Source organism: Shewanella maritima (assembly GCF_043643735.1).
Lineage (GTDB): Bacteria > Pseudomonadota > Gammaproteobacteria > Enterobacterales > Shewanellaceae > Shewanella > Shewanella maritima_A.
On the sequence record NZ_JBHZSM010000024.1, the window covers coordinates 1 to 23,393 of the forward strand.

Below are 23,393 nucleotides of genomic sequence, written 5' to 3' on the forward strand. Positions count from 1 at the left end.
CAACACCATGAATGCTAAAAACTAATTTGGCTAAATCAATGCCAATTGCTTTAATTAAGGACATATGGACTCTCCTTTATTGAATGTTTGCACTTTCAATATGGCACATAGCGGCCAATTGGTAAGGGGAGTCCATATCATTCGTTATATACCTAAGGAAACTTATGAGTTCAGGTGTCCAATTAACAGAAGCTGAGTTGCTTGAGCTTTATGGATTTATGGAAAAAGCTAACGAGCTATTCCATCAACCAATGAACTACTCTGATTCAGATAAAGTCGCAAAATTCGGGCAGGAAAATTACCCGTTAATCCGAAAGTATTATTACGATGTTTTATGGGATAAATTACCGGATAAAGTAAAAGAAAACATACTTAACGAGTAAACGGTATGGTATAGCAAGTTGTAACTATCCCCTAGAATTAAAAACATATAGCGGCTGGCGAGTTATTGATATGATATATCGGCATTTACTCCGCAATTATTGCTAATGTTCGACAGATAGACTAGTCATCTGCTGCCATCTTCCATAGAATGGCTAGTTAACTTTTTCATGATGGCCAAATATTTTTTAGCCTCAGTAGTTTTGGTAATTCGATGTCAGCAAAATTGTTTAACCTGCCAATTAAGTTGTCCCACGAGATGGTGGCAAAACTTTTCAGTGCGTCTCAAATACAAAAAGCACAAAATTATTTAATCCAAGGGCGGGTATTAGAAGTCACGGCGACTCGTGATAATCATGATATTGAAGCTTATGTTGAGGGCTCTGCAAATGAGCCATATCGCCAAGAAGTCACCTTAGTGAATGTGAACCATAAGATTGTGATGCGATCGCATTGTACATGTCCTGTTCGCGGCAATTGCAAGCATGTCGCAGCAGCGATGTTAGCACTTGTTGATAAAAAGCCAGTAGAAGAACAACGATTAAATCAGTGGCTAAAGCAGTTAGATGAAACCAGTGAAATTACGCCAGAAGATGCCGAAGAACAAGATCATGTTATTTATGTGTTCTCCAGCGATCCACATGGTGTATTTGTTGAATTCAAACGCAGTAAATTAAATAAGAAAGGCCAATATAACAAAGGCAGTAAATTGGGTATTGCTGATTTACGTGCGCATATTCCGTCATGGATTGATGGTGAAAACAAGCAAATTATCAGCTTATTATTTTCATCAAGCCAAGGCTCAAAAGTCTATTTAGAAGGCGAGTTTTCCTACTTGGCTTTAAGTAAAATTCTTGCACAGAGCAAAGGTTTCTGGGAAGAAAGCCGTATGCCAATTACGTGGGCAGATCCCATTACGCCGGAATTTGTGTGGTGCGAATTAGATAAGAAACACACCCAAATGCAAATGCAGATGCCTGCTTTAGATAATTGGGAGTTTATCGCCACCGAACCCGCTATGTACGTGGAACTTGATTACTTACAAATGGGCCATGTGCAAACTGATCTATCGGTTAATAAGCTCAAACTACTGCAGCATATGCCGCCAGTACCGCTCAATAAAATTGATAATGTTAGTCATGAAATGCTTAAGCATTTCTCTCCTAAAACCGTCCCTGTACCCAGTGATATTGAGTTTTACGAAATCAACCAAGATGCTCAGCCTGTCGTAACATTTACCATGGTGGCGTTAGAAGCAGAGTCGCACCTACAACCTGTTGCCAAAGTAGAGTTTAAGTATGGCCAAGTACAGGTTCATGCCAGCGACAAAACTGAAAAAATCAGTTTAATTAAACAAGGTAAAGTGCAATATCAAATTCATCGTCAAGTAGAGGATGAGCAAGCCTTTATTGATGCATTGAAAGCGCAGAAAATGTTTGTTATTGACACCACAGCACTGAGTAAAAGTACTCCTAAGGCGTATTATATGACGCCAGGTTTTGTCCCCGAATGGATTTTCGCTTGGTCTGAGATATCGCATCAAGATGCACAATGGCTTAGTGAACTCGGCGCAACCGTTATCTTTGATGACAGTTTTGATTTGAATATCATTGATGCAAAATTAGATGTCGACCTAGTGGACGAAGATGAGTCAGGTTGGTTTTCATTGTCGCTCAATGCCGATATTGAAGGCAAAAATGTACCATTACTCGCTTTGGTTGCTCGCTGGTTGCAACAAAATGGTGAGCCAGATGATGAACAATCCCTGTTGCTGCCAGGGCCTGATGGTCAGTTTATTAAAGTGAAAGCAAAAACTATTAAGCCGTTAGTCAACATCATTCAAGAACTGTTTAATAACCAACAACAAACAGAGCTAAAGGTGCCACGAAACCGTGCTCATTTACTCAATGAATTGTCTCAAAGTGAAATTAGGTTATTAAATGGTGAGCGTGTTAGGCAATTAGCGACCAAATTATCTGAGTTTAACGGTGTCGTTGACACGCCACTGCCATTGGAGCTCAACGCCACTTTGCGTGACTATCAAAAGCAAGGCTATAACTGGTTATGCTTTTTAAAAGAATATCAGCTTGGTGGGATCTTGGCCGATGATATGGGCTTAGGTAAAACCATTCAAACGTTGGCTTTCTTATTGCGCGATAAGCAAGTGAACTTTAATGGTAAGCCCAGCCTGATTGTATGCCCAACCAGTTTGGTTGGTAACTGGTTAAAAGAAACCAATAAGTTTACCCCTTCACTGAAAATGGCCATTATTCATGGCAATAAACGCCAACAATATTTAGAGCGATTAGACAGTTATGATGTTGTGGTGACCACGTATCCTTTAATTTTACGAGATCATGACATCTACAATGAACATGTGTTTGAGCATATTATTCTAGATGAAGCGCAATTAATTAAAAATGACCAAGCTAAAGTCACGCAGGTGATTAAAACTTTGCGCGGCCATTTCCGCCTATGCTTATCTGGTACCCCATTAGAGAATCACTTAGGTGAATTGAAGTCGTTAATGGACTTTTGTTTACCCGGTTTACTCGGCCAGCACAGTTATTTTCACAAAGAGTTCCGTGTACCTATTGAGCGCCAAGGTGACGCTAAGCAAGCTAAATTGCTTAGCCAGCGTGTTGCACCATTTATGCTGCGCCGTACAAAGAAAGAAGTCGTTTCAGAATTACCTGAAAAAACTGAAATTATCCAATCCCTCACTTTAGAGAAAGATCAACGTAACCTGTATGAATCTATCCGGTTAGTGATGGAAAAAAAGCTGCGTGAACTATTTGCCAAAAAGGGCGTATCGAGCAGTCAAATTGAATTTTTAGATGCGTTACTTAAACTGCGTCAAGCCTGTTGTGATCCTAGGCTTGTAAAGCTAGAACAAGCTCAATTGGTAAAAGATAACGCGAAGCTCACTTGGTTAAGACAAAACCTGCCTGAGATGATTGAAGAGGGTCGTAAAGTGCTCATCTTTAGTCAATTTACTAGTATGCTGAGTTTTATTGAGCAAGACTTACAATCGCTAAATATTGCTTATAGTAAACTCACTGGGCAGACTAAAGCGCGCCAACCTGAAATAGATGCTTTCCAAGAGGGTGATAACCCAGTATTTCTCATTAGCTTAAAAGCGGGTGGTACAGGGTTGAACTTGACGGCCGCCGATACAGTGATTCATTTTGATCCATGGTGGAATCCAGCGGCTGAACGTCAAGCAACTGATAGGGCACATCGCATTGGTCAACGTAACCCAGTGTTTGTATATAAACTGATTGCACAAGGCACTGTAGAAGAGAAAATCCAAGAAATGCAGGTGCATAAGCAAGGATTAGCAGAGCGTATTCTCTCGGACACAGCTCAAGGCCCGTGGAAGGGCAGTGCGGAAGATCTGCTGTCATTACTAAGCTAGGCAGTGTGTGCATGTTAGAAGCGTTACTCATACTTGAGTAGCGCTTTTTTATTGAATAATGCTGTTGGTACCTTTGATATTGGTGAGTAGCATAGTGCTAGCCATGCGACTCACCAAATTAACTTGCCAATGTGTTAGCTGAAGTTGATTGCAACCGCTAAGGCAATAAAACCTATTGAAAGTGCCGTTAACAGCAGCATAAAGCGCCAGATAAACTTCGCCCAAACAAACCAATCTACTTTTGTGACACCTAAACACCCAATCAAAGCAGCCGAAGTCGGGATGATGATATTGGTAAAGCCATCACCTAATTGGAAAGCCAAAACAGCTATTTGTCTTGGTAAGCCAAGTATGTCAGCAAGCGGCGCCATAATCGGCATAGTCAATGCGGCTTGACCTGAACCTGAGGCGATAAAGAAGTTGAACACCGATTGGAATAGATACATACACACAGCAGCTAATGTCTCAGGTAAGCCGCCTAGCCATTGTCCCGTGAAGTGTAAAATGGTATTCAGCACGGAAGGCGCGTCAGCCTGATCGCCACCAAGAATGATAACGATGCCTTTTGCCATACCTACAATCATGGCGGCAGGCAGTAGTTCTTGTGCGCCTTTTTTAAATGCGTTCGCCACTTCATTTACTCGGCAACGTTTGGCCACAATCGCAATCAAGCCAACAACACAACCTAAAGTGAAAAACTGACTGGCAAGTTCTGGAATATAGTAGCCACGGGCAATCACGCCCCAAATAACCCAAACTATGCCTAGCACAAATGTGGTAAGGATGATGCCATCTACAATATTAAAGCTAGACTTGAATTCAGTTTGGCTGGGTAGTGGTCCCGCTTCGCATGGTGATATTTGAGGGTCTTGCTTCACCTTTCTGGCGTAGTTCATCGTGAAAACAATGCCTACAGCAGTAAATACGCACCACATGATGCCTCTAAATTCCATCCCTGACATTAAAGGTAAGTCTGCAATACCTTGAGCAATCGCGACACTAAAGGGATTCATCCAAGAGGCAGCAAAACCAATCTGAGTCGCGACGTAAGTGACCAATATTGTCACAATGCCGTCATAACCTATTGCCCGCATCAATGGTAGCAATACAATACAAAATGCAATGGCTTCTTCGCCCATGCCAAAAATGGCACCGCCGGCTGAAAACAGAATGAACAACAATGGAATAAAGGCCAATTCAAATGAGCTGGTCTTTTTTATGAGAGCCAATATGCCGTTATCAATGGCTTTGGTTTGCATAATAATGCCAAAAGCGCCGCCGGTTAAGATAATAAACATCATCACCCCGATTGCTGAGCCCCATTTCGAGCCTGATACCATCCCTTCAAAAGCGAAGTTTAAAAAGCCGATATCGCCATGTTCGGCAAATAAGGGGACACCTTGGTAGTCGGATGCAAATTGAAAACTACCAGCCACGAGCTCCTTCTTGTTGGTATCTGGGTTCATCACCACTTCAAAAAAACCTGCAGGAATAAAGTGGGTGGCAATCGCTGCGAACAGCACCACAAAAAATAAAATGATAAATGCGTCAGGCATTTCACGCGTAGGTGTGTTTTGGGGAAGGTGAGGCTTCATTATTCATTCTTTTTATCAAGTTGAACCATGAATACTACATTGGTGTTGGTTAACGATGCAAAAACTTTAAGGTAACTTTTTGCAGCTTTGGGTATTTTATCAACCAGATGGCAAAAGTTATGTTAAAACAAACTGGTAACAAGGGGTGTAGGTAAATGACTCTTGTGTATTACCAATTAAAATAACTATTTAGTAGTGTAAAAGTGACTAAATAGCTCGCTTTGAATATTAGACGGGCAAAAATAAAACTTTAAACATTAATACTTAAACACAACAGGTGGTTACATGGGTTTAATCAATAATTAACATTCGGTTTTATTTTGTTTAAAAGTGGCGTTTGTGGGGGGATTCTGTTAGATTGTCGCTCATTTGCTGTCGCAAAAAATGTCAGTTTTTTAAAAATTATTGGTTGGGGTTATACATGTGTTGCAAAGGTTTCGTCAAACTAGGGTTGTGTTTGGCAATGATAACAAGTCTCGTGGGCTGTGGAAATGATACCCCTCCCAGTGAAACTGCAATGCTGCTCTCAAAAGCAGCACCAGTTGTGTGTACTCCTGAGGTATTTCAAAGATTTGAACATGCAGTGACCTCTGGTGATGGGCAAGGTCATGGTCCAGATATTGGTTCAGATGAATGGAAATCTGTCATTGAGTTTAAGCTAGGAGTTCGTGGAAAGGCACAACTGCCAGATAGAAATACCGATGAATGGTGCGCCTATATCGATAAGGAAATCTTATCAAACCAAATCCATTCGGCTAATTAACTTACTCTTTTGCTGGATGGTTATGTTTGTTATTACTGATGTCATTAATGTCGCAGAAAATAACAGTAACAACATTAATTTCGTGCATTGCTAAAAATCGTAATTATCAGCTGAACCAAGCTGACCTCGCTTATCTTCTTGAGTACAACAATATTCCACTCAGCAGTCGTTAATTAAGCGCCATGGCTAGACATGGCGTGAAGATTAAACTGAAGTATTTATTGAATTACTCGTTTCTACATAAGTTTGCATGGCATTGATTTGCATCTGTTGATGCTTAGTTGTGACAACTGCGCTTTTAGCTTCGTCGTTGTTAGCGAGATAATACGCTGATGCGGGTGACAAGTTGTTGCTATTACCTATTGCAAGGTTAGCCATGTCAGCATACATATTGTATTGAGCGATGCTTTTTCTCACTTGCACATACTGCTCAAGTTTTTCACCGCCATTAGGTAATTGTGGAGTATCTGGCTGGTCCGGCGTTTCGGGTTCTGGTGCATTAGCTTGCTGAAGTTGTTCTGCTCTATTATGTAAATAGGCTGCAATGAGTGTTTTTTGTGCTTCAGTCGGCTGAGTCATACGCTCAGCTTGATATTTTTCTAGTGCTTCTTGGCTTAATGAAACTGTATCCGTTTGGCTTGTGCTTGTTGGCACAGTGCCTGAATGAGTTGATGTTTGATTACTTGCAGGCTGTGAATTATGGGTACTGTTTACCGACACAGATTGCATTGTGTTGTAATTAGTTGAAATAGACACGTCGCTGACTCACTTATGCAAACATTGATAATGTTTAGCAGTGTAGCGAACAATAAATAACCATTCATTCAAATGCCAAGATTAAGCTTGGTTTAATACTCCGCATTAACTTCAGTTAAAAACCACGGTTAACCGTACTTATTTCTTTTAACATAATCGCGCTTTATTTAACCTACTTTGATTTCAAAGTCATACTAAGCATCGTTTTCCATCCTCTTTATACTACAAAAAAAGCGCAATGCCGGTGCCTGCAATTAGCATAATGCCGCCTGAAATTCGATTAATGATCAGATTGGCTCTGGGAGAGCGGGTAAATTGCTCAGCAAAGCTGGCTAAGTAGGCATAAGTGAGGTTGGCACCACCAAAGCCCAGAATTGAAATACAAATTAAACCCATGACATCGACACTGGTAAGTTGGTTTATCGGGACAAAGGCGGGAAAGAAACTTAAGTAAAACACAATGGCTTTTGGGTTACTCATCGCAATAGAAAAGCCGGTAAGAAAGTAAGCACGCTTGGATTTAGTGCTAGAGTTAGCGCTAATAGCCGCAGCTTGGTCAGGTGTTGTGTTCGAGGTTTCTATTCGATGGCACTGCTGCTTAGGTTGCTTGAGTAAGTTAATCCCCAGATAAATCAGGTAGGCTGCGCTGCAATATTGCACGATTAAAAAGGTAGGGCCCAACATTGATGCGATGGAGGCTAACCCCAGCACTGCTAACAAAATGAAAATCACATCCGCGAATGCCACGCCTAAAGCCATCAAGGCAGCAGGCTTAAAGCCACTGACTAACGCCCGAGACACTATCGCCATCACACAGGGGCCAGGAATAATGGCCAATGTTAAAATGGCAATAAATAAGCTGATATAATGACTAAATTGCATTTAGGTCCTTATTAAACCCGTCAAGTTGAGCGAATGATAAACATCATATTACTGACACATGAGCGTGAGTTATCTCGCCCTACGAATACCGGACAATTAGTTCACCATCACTATCCGCATTCACGAGTCATTGCTTGGGACAGAGTGAATCCAGACAAATCCTTGTTAGCCCTTATCGACACCATGCAGGTAGGCTTACTATACCCAGAAGCCGAAATGATAGGATTGCAGGGCGATGTCACAAAAGATAAGCAGCAAGCCACCAAAAATATCACGCCGGAAATGATACAGGAGACAGATGAAGCTCAAAAGCTTACGCAACCACTTACGCAACCACTTAGACAACCACTTACAAACCCGCCATTAACGCACTTTGTTATTATTGATGCGACATGGCAAGAAGCCCGTAAAGTGTACAATAAAAGTCCTTATCTGCACGCATTGCCAAGAGTGAATTTAACGCCTAATTCAGCGTCTATCTATCAATTAAGACGTAATCAGCGAGAAGGTGGATTATGTACGGCAGAATGTGCGGCTCAATTGCTTGAACAAAATGGACAAGTACAAGCCGCAGCTAAGATACTTGCAGCATTACATGACATGGTGACATCAGCTAAATTGTAAAAACAAATTCGCTGTTAGCCTGCCTGTTTTAGGATTGGCATCAATGTCTAACGCATCATCAACCAAAGTGGAATGTAGCAGATTCCCAGGGTAAATAGCTAAGCGGTTAGCTTTATAATCGATTTGGGAATACTGCTGATAATGCTCATCACTACTGACATAGTATTTTGGCGTGGCAGATTGATGCCGATCCAAAAAAGCTTTAGCCGAGTCAAAATAACACTGCATGTTTTCTTGGTTAATCCGTTCATACCCCGTTTGCTTGTGCCTGAAAAATGCGGTTGCGCCATGGGGAGTGTCATTTAGATAATGCAAGATAGCGAAATGGTACGGACTTGGTGTGTCAAAGTGCGGTAGGCGCTGCAACGGCATCAAGCTTTCAGGTGATTGACTGATAAGCGAGTACACCAGATTTTGAGGCTTGATCCGTAGATGCTTAGGAATTCGATACACATCGTAAATCAGCTGGAAAACATAATTGATGACTTCAATCGAATAGGCTTTAGGTAATGGTGCTCTTACGCCTGGATAATAGGATTGGTGCTCTTGCTCAAAAGGAGCGCGATAAGCATCTTGCAGCAGCGGGGTTAAGTCTTCGACAAAGTCATCGATGATGATCACAGGTGTCCGCGATTGACCAATCAATTTTATTTGTGGCGTAAAAGGTTTTACATCAATAATGCGTGGTATTGCTTGGTTCATGATGGTTAACCTGTGATGAATGAGTTGCTCATATTGTGGCAAAAAGTGATTAGCAGTTTGCCACAAATCAGTTGTGGCTAATCTATATTCGCCTTGCAATAGTGCTGCACAAAATCAAAGTGATGTGGCAGCGTTTCCACTTTACGTTTCACATTATTACTAATGTTATTCAAAAATGCTGCTAGTTCATCATCCGCCATCACATCGACAATAGGGTGGTAAGATTGAGGCATTAAGCCTTGACCCATCATCACCTGTACCCAAGAGCTTTCACCAAATAAATCATTACCGTATTTGTATACCTTGCCAGAATCGCGATACATATCAATGCGGTGCTGAAGCGATTCAGGAATGTCCATACTTTTACAATGACGCCAGAATCGGCTGTCTTGTCGGTCTGTGACTTTATAGTGCAAGATAATAAAGTCTCGTATATTGTCCATTTCTAGGCGAGTTTGCTGATTAAACTCATCAATATCAGATTGGTTAATGCCTGTTGATGGGAATAACTGTAACAAGCGCACAATACTGCGCTGAATTAAGTGGATGCTGGTGGACTCTAAAGGTTCTAAAAAACCGCTGGATAAACCAATTGCAATACAGTTTTTATTCCAATGTAATCTGCGCGTTCCCGTTTTGAATTTGATGACACGAGGTTGATTAAGTGGCTCACCCTCAATGTTATTCATTAGTAACTCAGTGGCTTTTTCATCAGAGATAAACTTACTGCAATACACCATGCCGTTACCCGTTCGGCTTTGCAATGGTATACGCCATTGCCAGCCTGATTCATGGGCAATTGATCGTGTGTAAGCCAGCGGAGTGCCAGTTGATTTTGTTTGTACTGCAATGGCGCTATCACAGGGGAGGTAATGACTCCAATCTTCATAGCCGGTATTTAGGGTTTGCTCGATAAGTAATGCTCGAAAGCCGGTGCAGTCGATAAATATATCACCTTCAACACGTTCGCCTGATTCAAGGGTTAATGCAGTAATATTGCCAGTATCATTATGCTGTTCGACGTCATTTATTTTACCTTCTATCCGTTTTAGACCTAAACCTTCAGCCATTTTTCGTAAGAACTGCGCATACAGTGTCGCATCCATATGATAAGCATGGTTCGCGTCAGCATTAGGTAAAACAGCAAACTTGCCTTCACGCGCTGCTAAATGCTCGGTGCAATAATCGCCAATGGGTTTTGCAATACCCCGTTGCTGGCCTTTTAACCAAAAATGACCGAAGCCGCAAGCCCAGCAGTCTTTGCCAAGAAAGCCAAATGAGTGAAGGTAATCTTTGCCCACATCATGCCAATTTTCAAAATTGATACCGAGTTTAAATGTGGCATTGGTTGCCGCCATCACATCTTGCTCTTTCAAGCCCAGTAAACGGTGATAAATATGCAAAGTCGGAATAGTCGCTTCGCCGACACCCACTGTGCCAATTTGATCAGACTCGACTAATACTACATCTAATTTCTTACCCATAAGCTTGGTCATAGCGGCTGCTGTCATCCAGCCAGCGGTACCGCCACCGGCAATGACAACACGTGTCTTTGATGAGTTCATAGTAAATCCTTAGTCGTTATCGTTTTAATTTGTTGGTTAACTCAGCTCTTAGCTTTCTGGCGTTAAGCTCATCTATTGGATGAGACAACATGCCTTTGGCTGCATCGGGTATATGGTTTGTATCTGTCGCATCATGGTCAAAAATATAATGATCAAAAAATGCTTTCCAAGCTTGTCGCTGGGCTTTGGGTAAAGAACGTAAACTCAGCATACTGTGAATTAAGGCATTATTGGGTCGCCCTAAATATGCAGGAGTATCACGCCACCAATGAGTGAGTAGTACATTAAAGTTTTGCTCACCTTTGACGTGATGCCACCACATACTCGGAATGAACAAGACATCGCCCGGGTTAAGGGTGACCTGAAAAGCCGAGGCTAATGCCTGTTTGAACTTGGGAAAGCGTGCAAAATCAGGCGTGTCAAAATCGACCATACTGATTTCTTGTCCGCCTGGCGCAAATTCCATTGGACCTATATACAAATTGCCAATTTGTTCTGGTGGGAACAAGGTGAATGTGCGTTGTCCCACTAGGTTGCATGCAAGGTTATGGGGAAAGTCAAAATGGGCGGCTACTTTGGTTTGATTACCAAGCCATAAACTTGCTAATGGCTTTATGCCTGCAAGCGACAAGCTATTTTGCTCGCCAAAGCCTGGGAAATACTGATTGATTTCAGTGGACCCCATATAAACACCATATGGCTCTGCGACATCAAACTGTTGTTTTAAGGTGTCGAGAATAAAGGGTAAATCTGCTTTGCCAGCTTGATAATTAAAGCCATCAATTTGGTCATTATAAAACACGCGACCTTTATGCTGCGGGTCGAGACGGTAAGCCGTTAGCGGTTGTCCACCATAAAATTGACTCACATATTCCATCGCTTGTGTTGGTCCTTTTAGACCCGCTTTTACGATAGGAAAATCAGCACATAACCCAGTAAATACTATGGGGGTGTCGACGTTTTCAATGATGGCTTGAACTTGTTCAATAGATTCAAGCTGCATGCTAGTGACTGCAGATAACCCTTGCATCTTATTTATGCACCTTTTGCTTTTAATTGGGCGTTTTTAACGTCCATTAAATTGCGTACATTAGAGTGCGAAGCGAGGCACATATATATAGCTTGCAGATAGCCTTGCTGGTGTAATTGGCTAATGACGTTGTCATCTAGGCTAGCCAGTTTATCTTCATTAATGGTGTAGAAACCCAACATTTGGTTTTGAGAGGCATCATCTAAGGTGACTTCCAAGGTGAAAGACTCCAGTAATTCGTTGGCAATCAGTATTTCAGCAAAGCTTTGGCTATCAACCAAACCTTGATGGATCACTTCCAGCATATCGCCCACTTCGTCTAGGTAAGGCGTATTGCCACCAAACTCATAAAACAGCGCTTCACCTTCACTGGTATTCACTCTTGGATTGTCCATATCAATATGGATGACACGTTGCTGCTGCTCAACACCATCTTCATGCACGGTTTGCTGGCCAATTAAAAATGGTTGTCTGCGTACGGTTAATGGAATATAGCTGGCGTTCCAACCCGATTGATCGAGAAACAGATTTTCATTTTGCTGAAAACCGAAAAGGGATACAGCATAAAATTGTCCACTGGCAGGATCTTTATGGAAGAAAATAGGGTAGTGAGCCTGTATTGAACGAAACTCTGCTGGAAAGGTAACGCTATACCATAAGTTATCACCTAGCTCGGCATTGCGGCTAAGGTTAATTTTTACGTCTTTATGGTCGACACTGTTTAGCAGTACATGTTGGCTCATTTTATATCCTTTATCATTATTGTGCTTTCCCCCTTAAATAAGAGGGAATCCATGTTGGCGTAGCTGTGCTAATAAACTGCGGTTAGAGGGTAAAGCTTTAACTAACTGTTGGCTGCGATTAGCATTCTCAGTAAAGATTTGTTGTGCTTGTTGTTTTAATGAGGGTTTTAACTGGCTTGATGCTTGGGTAATAGCCCCCATGCCAAACAAAATAAACTGGTAACTTTGTGCTGGAAATAATGCGTTCTTGTGCAAAATATCATGCTGACTTGGCACGTGATGCTGCCATAACTGCAGCTTTTCAGCGAGGGGGGCATAAGCTGTGGCTTCTGCTCGGTGATCTTGCCAATAATCTGATTGGCGCTCACTTAATACGTAATGTAATTTTAAAAACTCAATAATTTGTTGCCAGTGTTGCTCAAATTGGGTGTTTATCCGTTTGGCAACCGTATTCATTATGCTGCGATTAGCAGGTAATTGAGTGGCGACTGCGCCGGCTAGCCACTCAATCAACGCTAGAGCAGAGGCCTCCAACGGTTCAATAAACCCCGATGCCATGCCTATGGCCACACAGTTTTTGTGCCAGCAGACTTGCCTATGCCCAGGCTCAATATTGAGCTTTCTTGGGCTGATATCGCTGGCCTTGCTGCCAAGTTGTGGTTCGATATAGCCAATGAGTTGCTCAAGGGCCTGTTCATCACTTTGGTGTGCTGATGAATAAACGTGGCCGATGCCGCGACGAGATGGCAAGCCTATATCCCAAATCCAACCATTGTCCGTTGCGGTAGAGCGTGTGTTGGATGCGATATCAGTTTGTTCACTGGCATAAGGTACTTGTAGTGCCAAGGCACAGTCATTGAATAGGACTTGTTTATGGCTAACAAAGGGCACCTTGAGTGCTTCGCCGAGTAATAATGCTTTTGTGCCGGTGCAATCGATAAAAAATTGAGCGTGTACGTCGCCATGGTTGCGGGTGGTTATGGCATGGATATCGCCTAATTCAGCATTATCATTAATTGAGCAGCCATTAAGATGCTGAGTGGATTCCGTCACCAGCTGCACAGCTTCGACATGATCCTGAATGTAGCGTACCCCTAGCTTTTCAGTGCAATGTTGCTGCAGTAATTGGCCAAACTTTGCTGCATTTAGGTGGTAACCATAATTATTAATAAATCCGTACTCAGCAGTAGAGATTTGTTTGGGTGCAAGGTGCAATTGAGATACGTGAAAATGACTGGTAACCGCTTCAGTAAAGCTAACTTGATTGGCGAAAGGTAGCCAGTATTGCGCTATTGGAAATTCTGCTTGAGTCGTTGGTAAGCTAAAAGGATGGTAATAGCGATTGGCAATGTTACTTGATTGCTCAGTATTTTCTGCTGGAGATTGATGCCAATTAATGAACTCAGAGCCTTGCTTGAAACTGGCATCGCAGCAAAGCATAAATTGGGTTTCACTGATGCCAATTTTTTGTAACGTGCTGCGCATGGAGGGCCATGTTCCTTCACCGACGCCAATAGTGGCCACATCGGGTGATTCAATCACACAAATATCGAGTTTGGGGGAAGGGGAGATTTGGCCTTTATCTACATTATGTTCAGCAGCCAATAGTCCAGCAGTGATCCAGCCGGCACTTCCACCGCCAATAACAACAATTTGGGATATGGGTTGCTGCATAATGTTGCCTACTTTTTACCGCTTTATTATTGTAATGATTGATTTTTATATGAATATCTAAATCACTGTTTGTTTAGAATTCTATAAATTGTAAGCGCTTGCAAGAGTTTGTTGAGAATTTTGCTATTTAAATAAAATGGGCAACGTCCGTATTGCCTAAATTTATTGTCCTAATAAATATTGCGAGATGAAAAAATTAACACCTCAATCGACCTAACTGTGTGCCCCTTTTGCTGCATGTTGCAGCAACAAAAGGGGCGGGAGATAGATTAGAAGTTGTATCGTGCTCCTAAGCTATAACGAGCGCCAGTTTGTGTGTAATTCAGCACTTCAGTTGAACTACGACCATGTTGGCGATACTTCTCATCAGTGATGTTTAAGCCTTCGAAGAAGATAGTTAATCCTTCTACGGCAGCTATCTCATAACCAATATTAAAGTCTAACTGTGAATAGGCTTCAGTATAGGTTGGGTTAGCACCAGTGCCATTACCCGTAGATACTAAAAACTTATCACGCCAGTTCCAGGCTAAACGTGCTGAGAAACCGTAGTTTTCATAAATACCCACAATGTTGGCAGTATCACTGATATTGGTTAGTACGTTTTGCTCAGGGTCAGCTGGGCGTGTATCACTCGCTGGACGACCTAGGTTGGTATTGTCAAAGCTGTCACCAGCATCAACTAAGGTATAGTTAGCTTGAACACCGAAACCTGTGTCACCAAAGAAGTGCTGTACAGCAAACTCCCAGCCGTCAATGGTTGAACTTTGCTCACTATTTGTTGGTGTGGTTAAGATGAAGTTCAAATCAGGATCGGTAGCTGAGTTACCGACAACTTGAATGTTGCCATTATCATCTAAGAACACATGATCAGGGTCTGTTGCTGCATAGTTATCGTAAATCCATTGACGTTGCTCTTGGTCACCGACAATACCAGCATCAATCGCAGCCTGCGCATAAACACCGTTACTTGGGTCAGCAATGTTATAGATGTTTGAGTTAACCGGGTTTGAGTCAATAAAGTTTTCAATATCTTTACGGAAGAAACCTACAGAAACGTAACTGGCGTCATCGTAATACCACTCAGTAGATAAATCATAGTTGGTTGATTCAAGCGGCAATAAGCTTGGGTTACCAGAAGCACCACTACCACCACCACGGTTTGCCAGTGTCCCTACAGTCGTACCACCTTGAATGGAGGTGTAATCTGGGCGACCGATAGTTTGGCTAAATGCAGCACGTACATACACACTGTCTATTACTTCAATGTTGAAGTTAAAGTTTGGTAAGACGTAGTCATAATCACCGGTTTGAGTCTGGAATACACGATTATCATCAGCCATGCTTGATAGCGCAATTTCCGTTTCTGCAATCCAGGTTGCTGTATCGTATGCCGAAACGATTGATGTTGATTCAACATCGGTTTTTTCATAACGCACACCGACATGGACATCAAATGGCATGTCGCCCATTTCACCGTAATAGTTGTATTGTAAGTACGCTGATTGAGACTCTTCTTGCGTGTAGCGGTCAGTATCTCGTGAATAATCCGTTGATGGACAAAATGCGTTACCACAATCACCCACTTCACTTGAAACATACAATTCAGCTGCGCGAGCGCGTACCGCTTCAAAGTCCCAGAAGAAGATCGTGTTTAGCGGATCAGTTGATGCGCTACCTTGGTAATCAGAGAAATCACCTGTTGAGCCATCAAACTTGTCGTGAATGGTATCAGCAGGGAACCATGCTGGGTCTAAATCACCCGCTTGGCCAACACCGCCCCAGTCATTACGTTGAACATTGACTGATTTAGAGTGGTTGTTAACGTTAGTTAAAGCAACACCAAAGTCGATGCTACCTGCGTCTTCTAAGTCAAACTGACCGTGCAATTGAAGCTGATCAATTTCAGAGCGGTTTTCAGAATTACCAAATACAGAACCTGTTACGCGCATATCTTCAGGGCGCACACTGTTACCACCACCCACAGCCAATAGCGGGATATCACCAGTGAAGTCAGTTGCAGCACTGGTACGAATAAATGCCGCTGTACTCATGTTAGCCGAGCTACCATGAGGGCTATTTGGTGTTTGCTCTGCATAAGAGTCATGGTAATCAAGCTCAAGTGATAGACGGTCTGATACGTCCCACTCAATATTGAAACCTAAAGAACCAGATTTATCACGTGTACCTGACATACCTGCAGCCATAGATAAGTCAGCACCACCACCTGGGTAAGTTTCTGAATAGACTAATGGTGAAGATACTGGACCATCAGTCCATGTGCTTTCTTGAGTAGGCACAAAGTTAAACCATGCCGATACATCTTGGTGTTGTGTATCAACATCATTTTGCATGTGGGTATAGTCTAAGGTGGCACGGATTGAATCCGTTGGTTGGTATTGCAGTACTAACTGACCATTAGTACGTTTACGTTGAATCTCTTCAAAACGATAAATTGTGGTTTGAGGCACTGAATAAATATCGTCTGCACCTGGACGGTTAATTTGATTATCATCTTTTGGTACGCCACCCCATTCTGGGTTAGCGCCTGGCGCGCCGCTCCAATCTTGGTCAACGTCACCTGGGAAACTACGCCAGCCTGTACCGACTTGGGCTTGTTGGTTACCGCTTTCACGCTCTTGGTAACTTGCCGAGATTGAAATACCAAATTTATCATCAGCAAATGTGTTCGAGTACAAACCAGAAATTTCTGGTGTGGTTGAACCTTTATCTGTTGATGTATCTTCAACTGCTTTTGCGCCGATAGTGGCTTTTAAACCTGGTGTGCTGAGTGGGCGATGGGTTAACACGTTAATGGTTGCACCCATACCACCAGTGGCATTCTTAGCTTGGCTGGTTTTCTCTACTTCAACAGCGCTAATCGCATCAGATGCGATATTAGCAAAGTCAAATGAACGTGAACCTGTTGTCACTGGCATCTGGCGGTTGTTCAGTGTGACTAGGTTTTGGTCAGGGCCAAAACCACGAACTGTCACTCTGCTACCCTCACCATTCTGGCGGTCTATCGATACACCTGTAATACGTTGTAATGACTCTGCTAGGTTGGTATCTGGAAACTTACCAATGTCTTCTGCGTTAATCGCATCAACAATACCGTTTGAGCTGCGCTTTAAGTCCATGGACTTGATCATACTGCCGCGAATACCGCTGACCGTTATAACCTCAATATTCTCTTCTGAAGCGTCATCTGCTGCTTGTACTGGCGCTACTGAACCGAGACCAAGTACTAACGACAAACTGGTCGCTAACTTGGTTTTGGTAAATGCTCTTGTTTTCATCTAGGAAATCCCCATTGACTAGATTCTACTTTTCTAAGTGTGGATACCGCCTTAGCAGTAACCCATTTGTAATTCTCCATTCACGCCTAAAACAGCAATTTTTTATCATTATGTAAGCGCTTACATAAAAACCTAGATTAAAATGTGACCGCAGTCAACAAAAACAACCATAAATTATCACAATTATTTAACCAATATAACTCAATATATCAAAGTGAATTCTGTTAGCTACTGTTTTATATAGAATTAATTGTTCGTGATAAAAATCAAAATAAATGTAAGCGCTTTCTTTGTTTGAGGGTGTTTTCATGACATTTTGAAAAAATGATGTGGGCAGCTGAATGTGTACTGAGATGATATGTCGACTATTAATGATTGAGGTGGGGGAGTAAGTTTTTGATAAGTTTAGTTAATTTATATTTTGTAACTGTATGAACGCAACAAAGCCCGCACTATGTGCAGGCTGATAATTTAATTGTATTAATTAAATATGAGCGTTGTTTAGGTTACTTCATTAAGTGGCTATGTTTTTTTCATGCTGGAGTTTCGGATAAACAATTCAGGTACAAAACAGCTATTCACTGAGACTTTGTCATCTTTGTATACTTGTTGCAGCACCCACAATGCAGCCATACGTCCCATTTCATCAATAGGGTTACTTACCGTATCGAGCTTAGGCGTAATGTAGGTGGGAAAGGGGATGTTATCGTAACCAATGAATGAGATATCCTCTGGTACTTTAAGCCCTCTATCTAAACATACTGAAATCGCGCCAGAGGCCATTTGGTCATTGGCGCACACTACCGCAGTAAAAGGTTTGTTGAGTGATAACAAGTGTTCCATCGCGGCGACACCGCCATCTTCTTTATAGTTGCCTTCGTACCAGATATCTGGCTCAAACAATACATTATGTTCGGCTAAAGCACGCTGATGGCCTCTGAGTCGGTCTCTAGCATCGAGTTTGAACATGGGGCCAGATATGTATGCGATATCTTTATGACCCAATGACAGTATGTGCTCTGTGGCCATGTGGCCACCGCGTTCATTTTTTAAAAACACGCACCGGTCTTTAATGGCTTCAACGTAGCGGTTAATCAATACTATGGGAGTATCACCCTTGCTTAATTTGATGAGGTAATCATCTGAGACGGCCTCAACATCAAGGATCAATGCATCACAACCACGGCCTTTGAGAAAGTCGACACTGTCTTTTTCTTGTGCTTCATCGCTATGGCCTGCAGCAATAATTACGTGTTTGTTTGCTGCACGTAGAGACGTCTCTATTTGAGTCATCATCGGACCATAAAATGGACCGTCAAGTTGCGATACAAGTACGCCCACGCTGTTTGAGCAATTTGAAGCCAGTGATTGCGCAATCGTATTGGGTTTGTACCCCAAAGATTGCATGGCATCGAGGACTTTTTGTCTGGTTTTATCACTGACTTTCGGGTTGTTGTTCATTACCCGAGAAACGGTTGCTAGTGAAACTCCCGCAAGTACTGAAACGTCATATATGGTGGCCATAAGCTTACCGTAGTGTGTTATCCCTAAAGCGTATTAGGCAATATGCCATTTACGCGACTCCTTTTAGTTGATTGTTTATTTCATCAACTTTTTGGTTGTCTAGAATATACCAGCGCATCACAAAGGCCACAATCAAAGAGCCAATGGCTGGATAAATAGTGAACGAAATACGGATCCCATGCAGCGCAGTTTCTGTTTGGTCTGAGTCTGCTTGGTATCCATATCCTGCTAATAACCAGCCTGCTGCTGCGCCGCCGATGGCAACGCCAAGCTTAATGAAGAAAATGATAGAGGCGTAAATCATACCAGTAATACGAACACCGGTTTTTTGTTGACCATAATCAACTACATCAGCCATTTTTGCCCACAACAATGGTGTCGCCATATTGAAGGCAAACCCCCATACAACAAATAAACCAAAGGCTAGGGCAGTTTGGTGACTAGGAACAAAATAGCTGAGAACACAGATACCAGCCGCAGCGAGCTGCAAGCCGATATAAGCTTTTACTTTACACACCCGTTTAGCCAACGGCTCCGCCAAGATACAACCAGCAATATTACCTAGCATGCCTAATGTAATAAATAAGGTGATGGAATCAGGTAGATTAAGGTAATACTTAACATAATAGATGGCTAAACTCATCTTCAAGACATTGCCAGAAAGCAGGAATACCGCAGCAATACTTAGTATGCGCCATTGATCGTTTTTATATAAAAAACTCATGTCTTTTTTTAGACTAAGCTGTTGATCCGCAGGCGGGTGTAGTCGCTCTTTAGTCCCCCAAAAACAGGCTAAAAACATGGCAACACCTAAAATACTCATTGCAGTGATGGTTAGTTGATAACCTTTGGCTTCATCACCTTTCCCCAAAAACTCAACTAAAGGCAGTGTGAGGCTTGAAACCAAAAGGCCACCCAACATCGCGAATACGAACCGGTAGGATTGAACTGATACGCGTTCTTTTGGATCTGCAGTTAATACGCCGCCTAACGCGCAGTAAGGAATATTAATGGCGGTATAGACCATCATCAGAGCTGTATAGGTAACAAAGGCATAAACCATTTTGCCACTTTCAGATAAATCAGGTGTGGTAAATGCAAGGACACTAATTAAGCCAAAGGGCAGGGCAAACCAGAGTAAATACGGACGGAACTTACCCCATCGGGTGCGAGTCCTGTCTGCTAGCGCCCCCATGAGTGGATCAGTGACGGCGTCGATAAGTCTGACAGATAAAAACATGGTGCCGACAAATGCCGGAGAAATACCAAAAATATCGGTATAAAAGTAAGTTAAAAACAGCATAACAGTTTGGAATACAATGTTACTGGCGGTATCTCCGAGCCCGTATGCAATTTTTTCTTTAGTGCTGATCATCCTTGGCCTCATTATTGTTTCTTTTACTGCCTTCAGTTGAAGGCTGGTGTCATGGTGATGCGGTATTGTTACTTAGCCATTACGTGAGTTAATCAAATCTCGGTATGCTAAGCCACTGTTTTTTATTGTGCGTTGCTGTGTTTGATAGTCAACGTAAACGATACCAAAACGCTTTAAGTAACCTTCAGCCCACTCAAAGTTGTCCATCAAACTCCAAGCAAAGTAACCAGCAACAGTAACGCCTTGCTCGATAGCCGCATTCACCGCCAATAAATGTGCTTGGTAGTAATCTATGCGGTCTTGGTCGTTAACTATATCTGCGTCTAGTTTATCTGCCATCGCTGCGCCATTTTCGGTGATGTATATAGGTGGCAGCGGGTACAGTGCGTGTAAAGACGTTAATAAATCAGTGAAGGCTTGCGGGTAAATTTCCCAACCGATATCAGTTTTCGGTTTATCAGCCATGTCAATTTGTTGGTAACTGCCTTGTGCTGTTGCGGTATAAACGGCGCGTGTATAAAAGTTAATGCCTAGATAATCAAGAGGTTGACGAATGATGTCAAAATCACCGGTCTCAATACGCGGTGCATCTTCTCCGAGTAGGGCAAAGCTATCTGGATATGCGCCATCAAATAGTGGTTTGATATACCATTGATTCATATACTCATCTGCCAATTTTGTGGCATCAATATCTGCTTGTGAATCAGTAGCTGGGTAACAAGGTGTAAAGTTGAGCACGATACCATTGAGGCTCTGTGGACTGTTCTTTTGTAGAACTTGCATCGCTAAACCATGTGCCAACAGAATATGATGTGCAGCTTGTCGTCCATATTGCACTTTTGCTAAGCCTGGAGCATGAATACCGACCTCATAGCCAAGATAAGCGCTGCAAAATGGTTCATTGAATGTCGCGTAGGAATGCACGCGCTTACCCAAAGCTTGGCTAATTTTGTCTGCATAATCTTGAAATAGGTAAGCGGTTTCACGGTTGAGCCAGCCACCTTTATCTTCAATATGTTGTGGGAGGTCCCAGTGGTAAAGCGTAACAAAGGGCTTTATGCCTTTATCATTGAGTGCATCTAATAGCTGAATATAAAAGTTAACCCCTTGTTCGTTGAGGCTACCGTCTTGGTTGATCACTCTTGGCCATGAAATTGATAATCGATATGCATCTACACCTAAAGATTCTATTAATTCAACATCTTGCTGCCATAAATTATAATGTTCACAAGCTTGTTTGCCGTCTGAGCCATCTCTAATTTTACCTGGCGTGGCACAAAAGGTATCCCAAATGCAGGGAAGGCGTTGATCTGCTCCACCTTCTATTTGAAACGAAGCTGTCGCAACGCCAAATACAAAGTCTTTGCTCATCATTGGTGATTGGCTTGGTAGCATAATTTTCATATATCAATTCACTTAACGTTTTTGTATCAATTCAAATTCCATTTCGCGACCCAATGCTAATCCCCATCAGCCAAGGTTGTTCCCCCTTGGTTTTACTGGTGTTTTACTAGCTCGTAACTCAGGTTCACATTAAATAATCAACAGTTTGTTACAGGTCAGACTTTCGATTTACTGTTCAAAAAGCGTTGACATTGGTTATTGGTATGTTAAAAATGAAAGCGCTTACATGCAGGTTAGTGATTAATTGTTGAAAGGTCAATATTTGATTTTGGATATTTTTCAATCAGAAATTATCACTATTATGACAAGAATAATGAACTGAGTATCAACAAGGACTAATTATGGCTGGAGCAACTTCATCAACACCTGACACGTCTGCAGGCTTTCAACAGCATGGGGATCATCGCTTTGCCCTCGTTGTGTTAACCTCGCTGTTTTTTATGTGGGGCTTCTTAACCTGCTTGAATGATATTCTCATTCCTTATTTGAAAAATTTATTCGAACTCAATTACACCCAAGCAATGTTGGTACAGTTTTGTTTCTTTGGTGCCTATTTCATTGTATCTATCCCGGCTGGTACGCTAGTTGGTAAAATTGGTTATCAAAAAGGCATTATTACTGGGTTAGTGATAGCCTGTTTAGGCTGTGTACTATTTTACCCCTCAGCCAGCATGGCATCTTACAATATGTTTTTATTTGCTTTTTTTGTATTGGCGTCGGGTATTACTATTTTGCAAGTATCGGCCAATCCCTATGTCACAGCTCTTGGGCCTGCTGAAACTGCATCTTCCCGCCTCACGATGACCCAAGCATTTAACTCTTTTGGTACTACGGTCGCGCCATTTTTCGGTAGCTATCTTATTTTGTCTTCAATGGCGCATCCTGAAGATATTACGGATGTCACTCAAGCTATTGAGGCTTTATCACCCGCCGAGCAAGCCAGCACTGTACAAGTGCCTTACTTAATGCTGGCTGGTGCTTTGTTCGTTTTAGCCTTGATATTTTGTGTTTTAAAGCTGCCGAAACTGGGCCAGAAATCATCCTCTGATACGAGTGAAACTACACCACAGACGGGCAGTGCATGGCAATATCGTCACCTTGTATTAGGTGCTGTGGGTATTTTTGTTTACGTGGGGGCAGAAGTTGGCATTGGTAGCTTATTAATCAGTTTTCTTACGCAACCTGACATTGGCAATATGAATGAAGCTCAGGCTGCCAATTACATCGCTTATTACTTTGGCGGTGCCATGGTGGGTCGATTTATCGGTGCACTTGTCATGCAAAAGGTAGCCGCGGGCAAAGTGCTTGCGTTTAACTCAATTGGTGCGTGTCTATTAGTTGGTGTTGCGATTGTCAGTGATGGGCAAACTGCAATGTGGGCATTGTTATTAGTCGGGCTTTGTAACTCGATTATGTTTCCCACGATTTTTAGTTTGGCATTAAAAGACTTAAAGCAGCATACCAGTCAAGGTTCAGGCATATTATGTTTAGCCATTGTAGGTGGAGCTATTGTGCCACTATTGCAAGGCATGTTGGCCGACAGTTTAGGTCTGCAATTGGCCTTTATTTTACCATTAGCTTGTTACGCCTTTATCGGTTATTACGGTTTGCGTGGTAGCCAAGTTCAATTACCTCGAGCATAGATGAAAGACAGCAAAATA

General features: G+C 42.3%; 17 protein-coding genes. 5 read left to right on the forward strand and 12 right to left on the reverse strand.

Annotation, left to right across the window (positions count from 1 at the left end; translation table 11 throughout):
* Positions 1 to 164 precede the first annotated feature (164 nt).
* Positions 165 to 383 (forward strand): hypothetical protein, encoded by a 219-nt coding sequence (locus ACHUGF_RS17615; protein WP_182176811.1) that lies wholly within the window; start codon positions 165 to 167, stop codon positions 381 to 383.
* A gap of 212 nt (positions 384 to 595) precedes the next feature.
* Positions 596 to 3,799 (forward strand): DEAD/DEAH box helicase, encoded by a 3,204-nt coding sequence (locus tag ACHUGF_RS17620; protein ID WP_394133202.1) that lies wholly within the window; start codon positions 596 to 598, stop codon positions 3,797 to 3,799.
* A 134-nt stretch (positions 3,800 to 3,933) separates the two neighbouring features.
* Here ACHUGF_RS17620 and yfcC read toward each other — a convergent pair whose 3' ends face one another.
* The gene (yfcC, locus tag ACHUGF_RS17625; RefSeq protein WP_394133203.1) at positions 3,934 to 5,394 is read right to left on the reverse strand and encodes a putative basic amino acid antiporter YfcC; all 1,461 of its coding nucleotides are present in this window, start codon (positions 5,392 to 5,394) and stop codon (positions 3,934 to 3,936) included.
* Positions 5,395 to 5,857: 463 nt separating this feature from the next.
* Between yfcC and ACHUGF_RS17630 the strand changes: the two genes are divergently transcribed.
* Entirely contained in the window at positions 5,858 to 6,157 is a 300-nt protein-coding gene (locus ACHUGF_RS17630; protein WP_394133205.1) for a hypothetical protein, read from the forward strand.
* 204 nt (positions 6,158 to 6,361) lie between these two features.
* Here ACHUGF_RS17630 and ACHUGF_RS17635 read toward each other — a convergent pair whose 3' ends face one another.
* A complete protein-coding gene (locus tag ACHUGF_RS17635; protein ID WP_394133207.1) occupies positions 6,362 to 6,913 on the reverse strand; it encodes a hypothetical protein in 552 nt (183 codons plus the stop codon).
* 222 nt (positions 6,914 to 7,135) lie between these two features.
* Positions 7,136 to 7,795, reverse strand: a complete 660-nt coding sequence (locus tag ACHUGF_RS17640) for a LysE family translocator (RefSeq protein WP_394133209.1) — start codon at positions 7,793 to 7,795, stop codon at positions 7,136 to 7,138.
* Positions 7,796 to 7,828: 33 nt separating this feature from the next.
* Here ACHUGF_RS17640 and ACHUGF_RS17645 point away from each other — a divergent pair, with 33 nt between their 5' ends.
* A complete protein-coding gene (locus ACHUGF_RS17645; RefSeq protein WP_394133210.1) occupies positions 7,829 to 8,419 on the forward strand; it encodes a tRNA-uridine aminocarboxypropyltransferase in 591 nt (196 codons plus the stop codon).
* On the opposite strand, the gene ACHUGF_RS17650 is transcribed toward ACHUGF_RS17645, so the two are convergent.
* From ACHUGF_RS17650 to ACHUGF_RS17690, 9 genes are all read right to left on the reverse strand, one after another.
* Positions 8,405 to 9,121, reverse strand: a complete 717-nt coding sequence (locus ACHUGF_RS17650) for a DUF6445 family protein (protein WP_394133211.1) — start codon at positions 9,119 to 9,121, stop codon at positions 8,405 to 8,407. The genes ACHUGF_RS17645 and ACHUGF_RS17650 overlap by 15 nt on opposite strands.
* Positions 9,122 to 9,198: 77 nt before the next feature.
* Positions 9,199 to 10,686, reverse strand: coding sequence for a tryptophan halogenase family protein (locus tag ACHUGF_RS17655; RefSeq protein ID WP_394133212.1), 1,488 nt, complete (start codon positions 10,684 to 10,686; stop codon positions 9,199 to 9,201).
* Positions 10,687 to 10,702: 16 nt separating this feature from the next.
* Complete coding sequence (locus ACHUGF_RS17660) at positions 10,703 to 11,716, reverse strand: cupin-like domain-containing protein (RefSeq protein WP_394133213.1); 1,014 nt, start codon at positions 11,714 to 11,716, stop codon at positions 10,703 to 10,705.
* 5 nt (positions 11,717 to 11,721) lie between these two features.
* Positions 11,722 to 12,459 carry a SapC family protein gene (locus ACHUGF_RS17665; protein ID WP_394133215.1) on the reverse strand — a complete coding sequence of 246 codons (738 nt, stop codon included), beginning with the start codon at positions 12,457 to 12,459 and terminating at the stop codon, positions 11,722 to 11,724.
* Positions 12,460 to 12,492: 33 nt separating this feature from the next.
* Positions 12,493 to 14,133, reverse strand: a complete 1,641-nt coding sequence (locus ACHUGF_RS17670; RefSeq protein ID WP_394133216.1) for a tryptophan 7-halogenase — start codon at positions 14,131 to 14,133, stop codon at positions 12,493 to 12,495.
* Positions 14,134 to 14,402: 269 nt separating this feature from the next.
* Positions 14,403 to 17,429: a TonB-dependent receptor gene (locus ACHUGF_RS17675; protein ID WP_394133218.1), complete on the reverse strand. Its 3,027-nt coding sequence runs from the start codon at positions 17,427 to 17,429 to the stop codon at positions 14,403 to 14,405.
* A 522-nt stretch (positions 17,430 to 17,951) separates the two neighbouring features.
* Positions 17,952 to 18,953, reverse strand: coding sequence for a LacI family DNA-binding transcriptional regulator (locus tag ACHUGF_RS17680; RefSeq protein WP_394133220.1), 1,002 nt, complete (start codon positions 18,951 to 18,953; stop codon positions 17,952 to 17,954).
* A gap of 49 nt (positions 18,954 to 19,002) precedes the next feature.
* Positions 19,003 to 20,328, reverse strand: a complete 1,326-nt coding sequence (locus ACHUGF_RS17685) for a glycoside-pentoside-hexuronide (GPH):cation symporter (protein WP_394133222.1) — start codon at positions 20,326 to 20,328, stop codon at positions 19,003 to 19,005.
* 72 nt (positions 20,329 to 20,400) lie between these two features.
* Positions 20,401 to 21,732 carry a GH1 family beta-glucosidase gene (locus ACHUGF_RS17690; protein WP_394133223.1) on the reverse strand — a complete coding sequence of 444 codons (1,332 nt, stop codon included), beginning with the start codon at positions 21,730 to 21,732 and terminating at the stop codon, positions 20,401 to 20,403.
* Positions 21,733 to 22,073: 341 nt separating this feature from the next.
* Between ACHUGF_RS17690 and fucP the strand changes: the two genes are divergently transcribed.
* On the forward strand, positions 22,074 to 23,375 hold the full coding sequence (gene fucP, locus ACHUGF_RS17695; protein WP_394133224.1) for an L-fucose:H+ symporter permease: 1,302 nt from the start codon (positions 22,074 to 22,076) through the stop codon (positions 23,373 to 23,375).
* The last annotated feature ends 18 nt before the right edge of the window (positions 23,376 to 23,393 follow it).

Excerpts from the sequence above, each read along its gene's own strand:
- ACHUGF_RS17655 (WP_394133212.1), bottom strand. The coding sequence starts at position 10,686 with ATGAACTCATCAAAGACACGTGTTGTCATTGCCGGTGGCGGTACCGCT.
- ACHUGF_RS17665 (WP_394133215.1), bottom strand. The coding sequence starts at position 12,459 with ATGAGCCAACATGTACTGCTAAACAGTGTCGACCATAAAGACGTAAAA.
- ACHUGF_RS17645 (WP_394133210.1), top strand. The coding sequence starts at position 7,829 with ATGATAAACATCATATTACTGACACATGAGCGTGAGTTATCTCGCCCT.
- yfcC (WP_394133203.1), bottom strand. The coding sequence starts at position 5,394 with ATGAAGCCTCACCTTCCCCAAAACACACCTACGCGTGAAATGCCTGAC.
- ACHUGF_RS17685 (WP_394133222.1), bottom strand. The coding sequence starts at position 20,328 with ATGATCAGCACTAAAGAAAAAATTGCATACGGGCTCGGAGATACCGCC.
- ACHUGF_RS17620 (WP_394133202.1), top strand. The coding sequence starts at position 596 with ATGTCAGCAAAATTGTTTAACCTGCCAATTAAGTTGTCCCACGAGATG.
- ACHUGF_RS17680 (WP_394133220.1), bottom strand. The coding sequence starts at position 18,953 with ATGGCCACCATATATGACGTTTCAGTACTTGCGGGAGTTTCACTAGCA.
- ACHUGF_RS17615 (WP_182176811.1), top strand. The coding sequence starts at position 165 with ATGAGTTCAGGTGTCCAATTAACAGAAGCTGAGTTGCTTGAGCTTTAT.
- ACHUGF_RS17640 (WP_394133209.1), bottom strand. The coding sequence starts at position 7,795 with ATGCAATTTAGTCATTATATCAGCTTATTTATTGCCATTTTAACATTG.
- ACHUGF_RS17650 (WP_394133211.1), bottom strand. The coding sequence starts at position 9,121 with ATGAACCAAGCAATACCACGCATTATTGATGTAAAACCTTTTACGCCA.
- ACHUGF_RS17670 (WP_394133216.1), bottom strand. The coding sequence starts at position 14,133 with ATGCAGCAACCCATATCCCAAATTGTTGTTATTGGCGGTGGAAGTGCC.
- ACHUGF_RS17660 (WP_394133213.1), bottom strand. The coding sequence starts at position 11,716 with ATGCAAGGGTTATCTGCAGTCACTAGCATGCAGCTTGAATCTATTGAA.
- fucP (WP_394133224.1), top strand. The coding sequence starts at position 22,074 with ATGGCTGGAGCAACTTCATCAACACCTGACACGTCTGCAGGCTTTCAA.
- ACHUGF_RS17690 (WP_394133223.1), bottom strand. The coding sequence starts at position 21,732 with ATGAAAATTATGCTACCAAGCCAATCACCAATGATGAGCAAAGACTTT.
- ACHUGF_RS17630 (WP_394133205.1), top strand. The coding sequence starts at position 5,858 with ATGATAACAAGTCTCGTGGGCTGTGGAAATGATACCCCTCCCAGTGAA.
- ACHUGF_RS17675 (WP_394133218.1), bottom strand. The coding sequence starts at position 17,429 with ATGAAAACAAGAGCATTTACCAAAACCAAGTTAGCGACCAGTTTGTCG.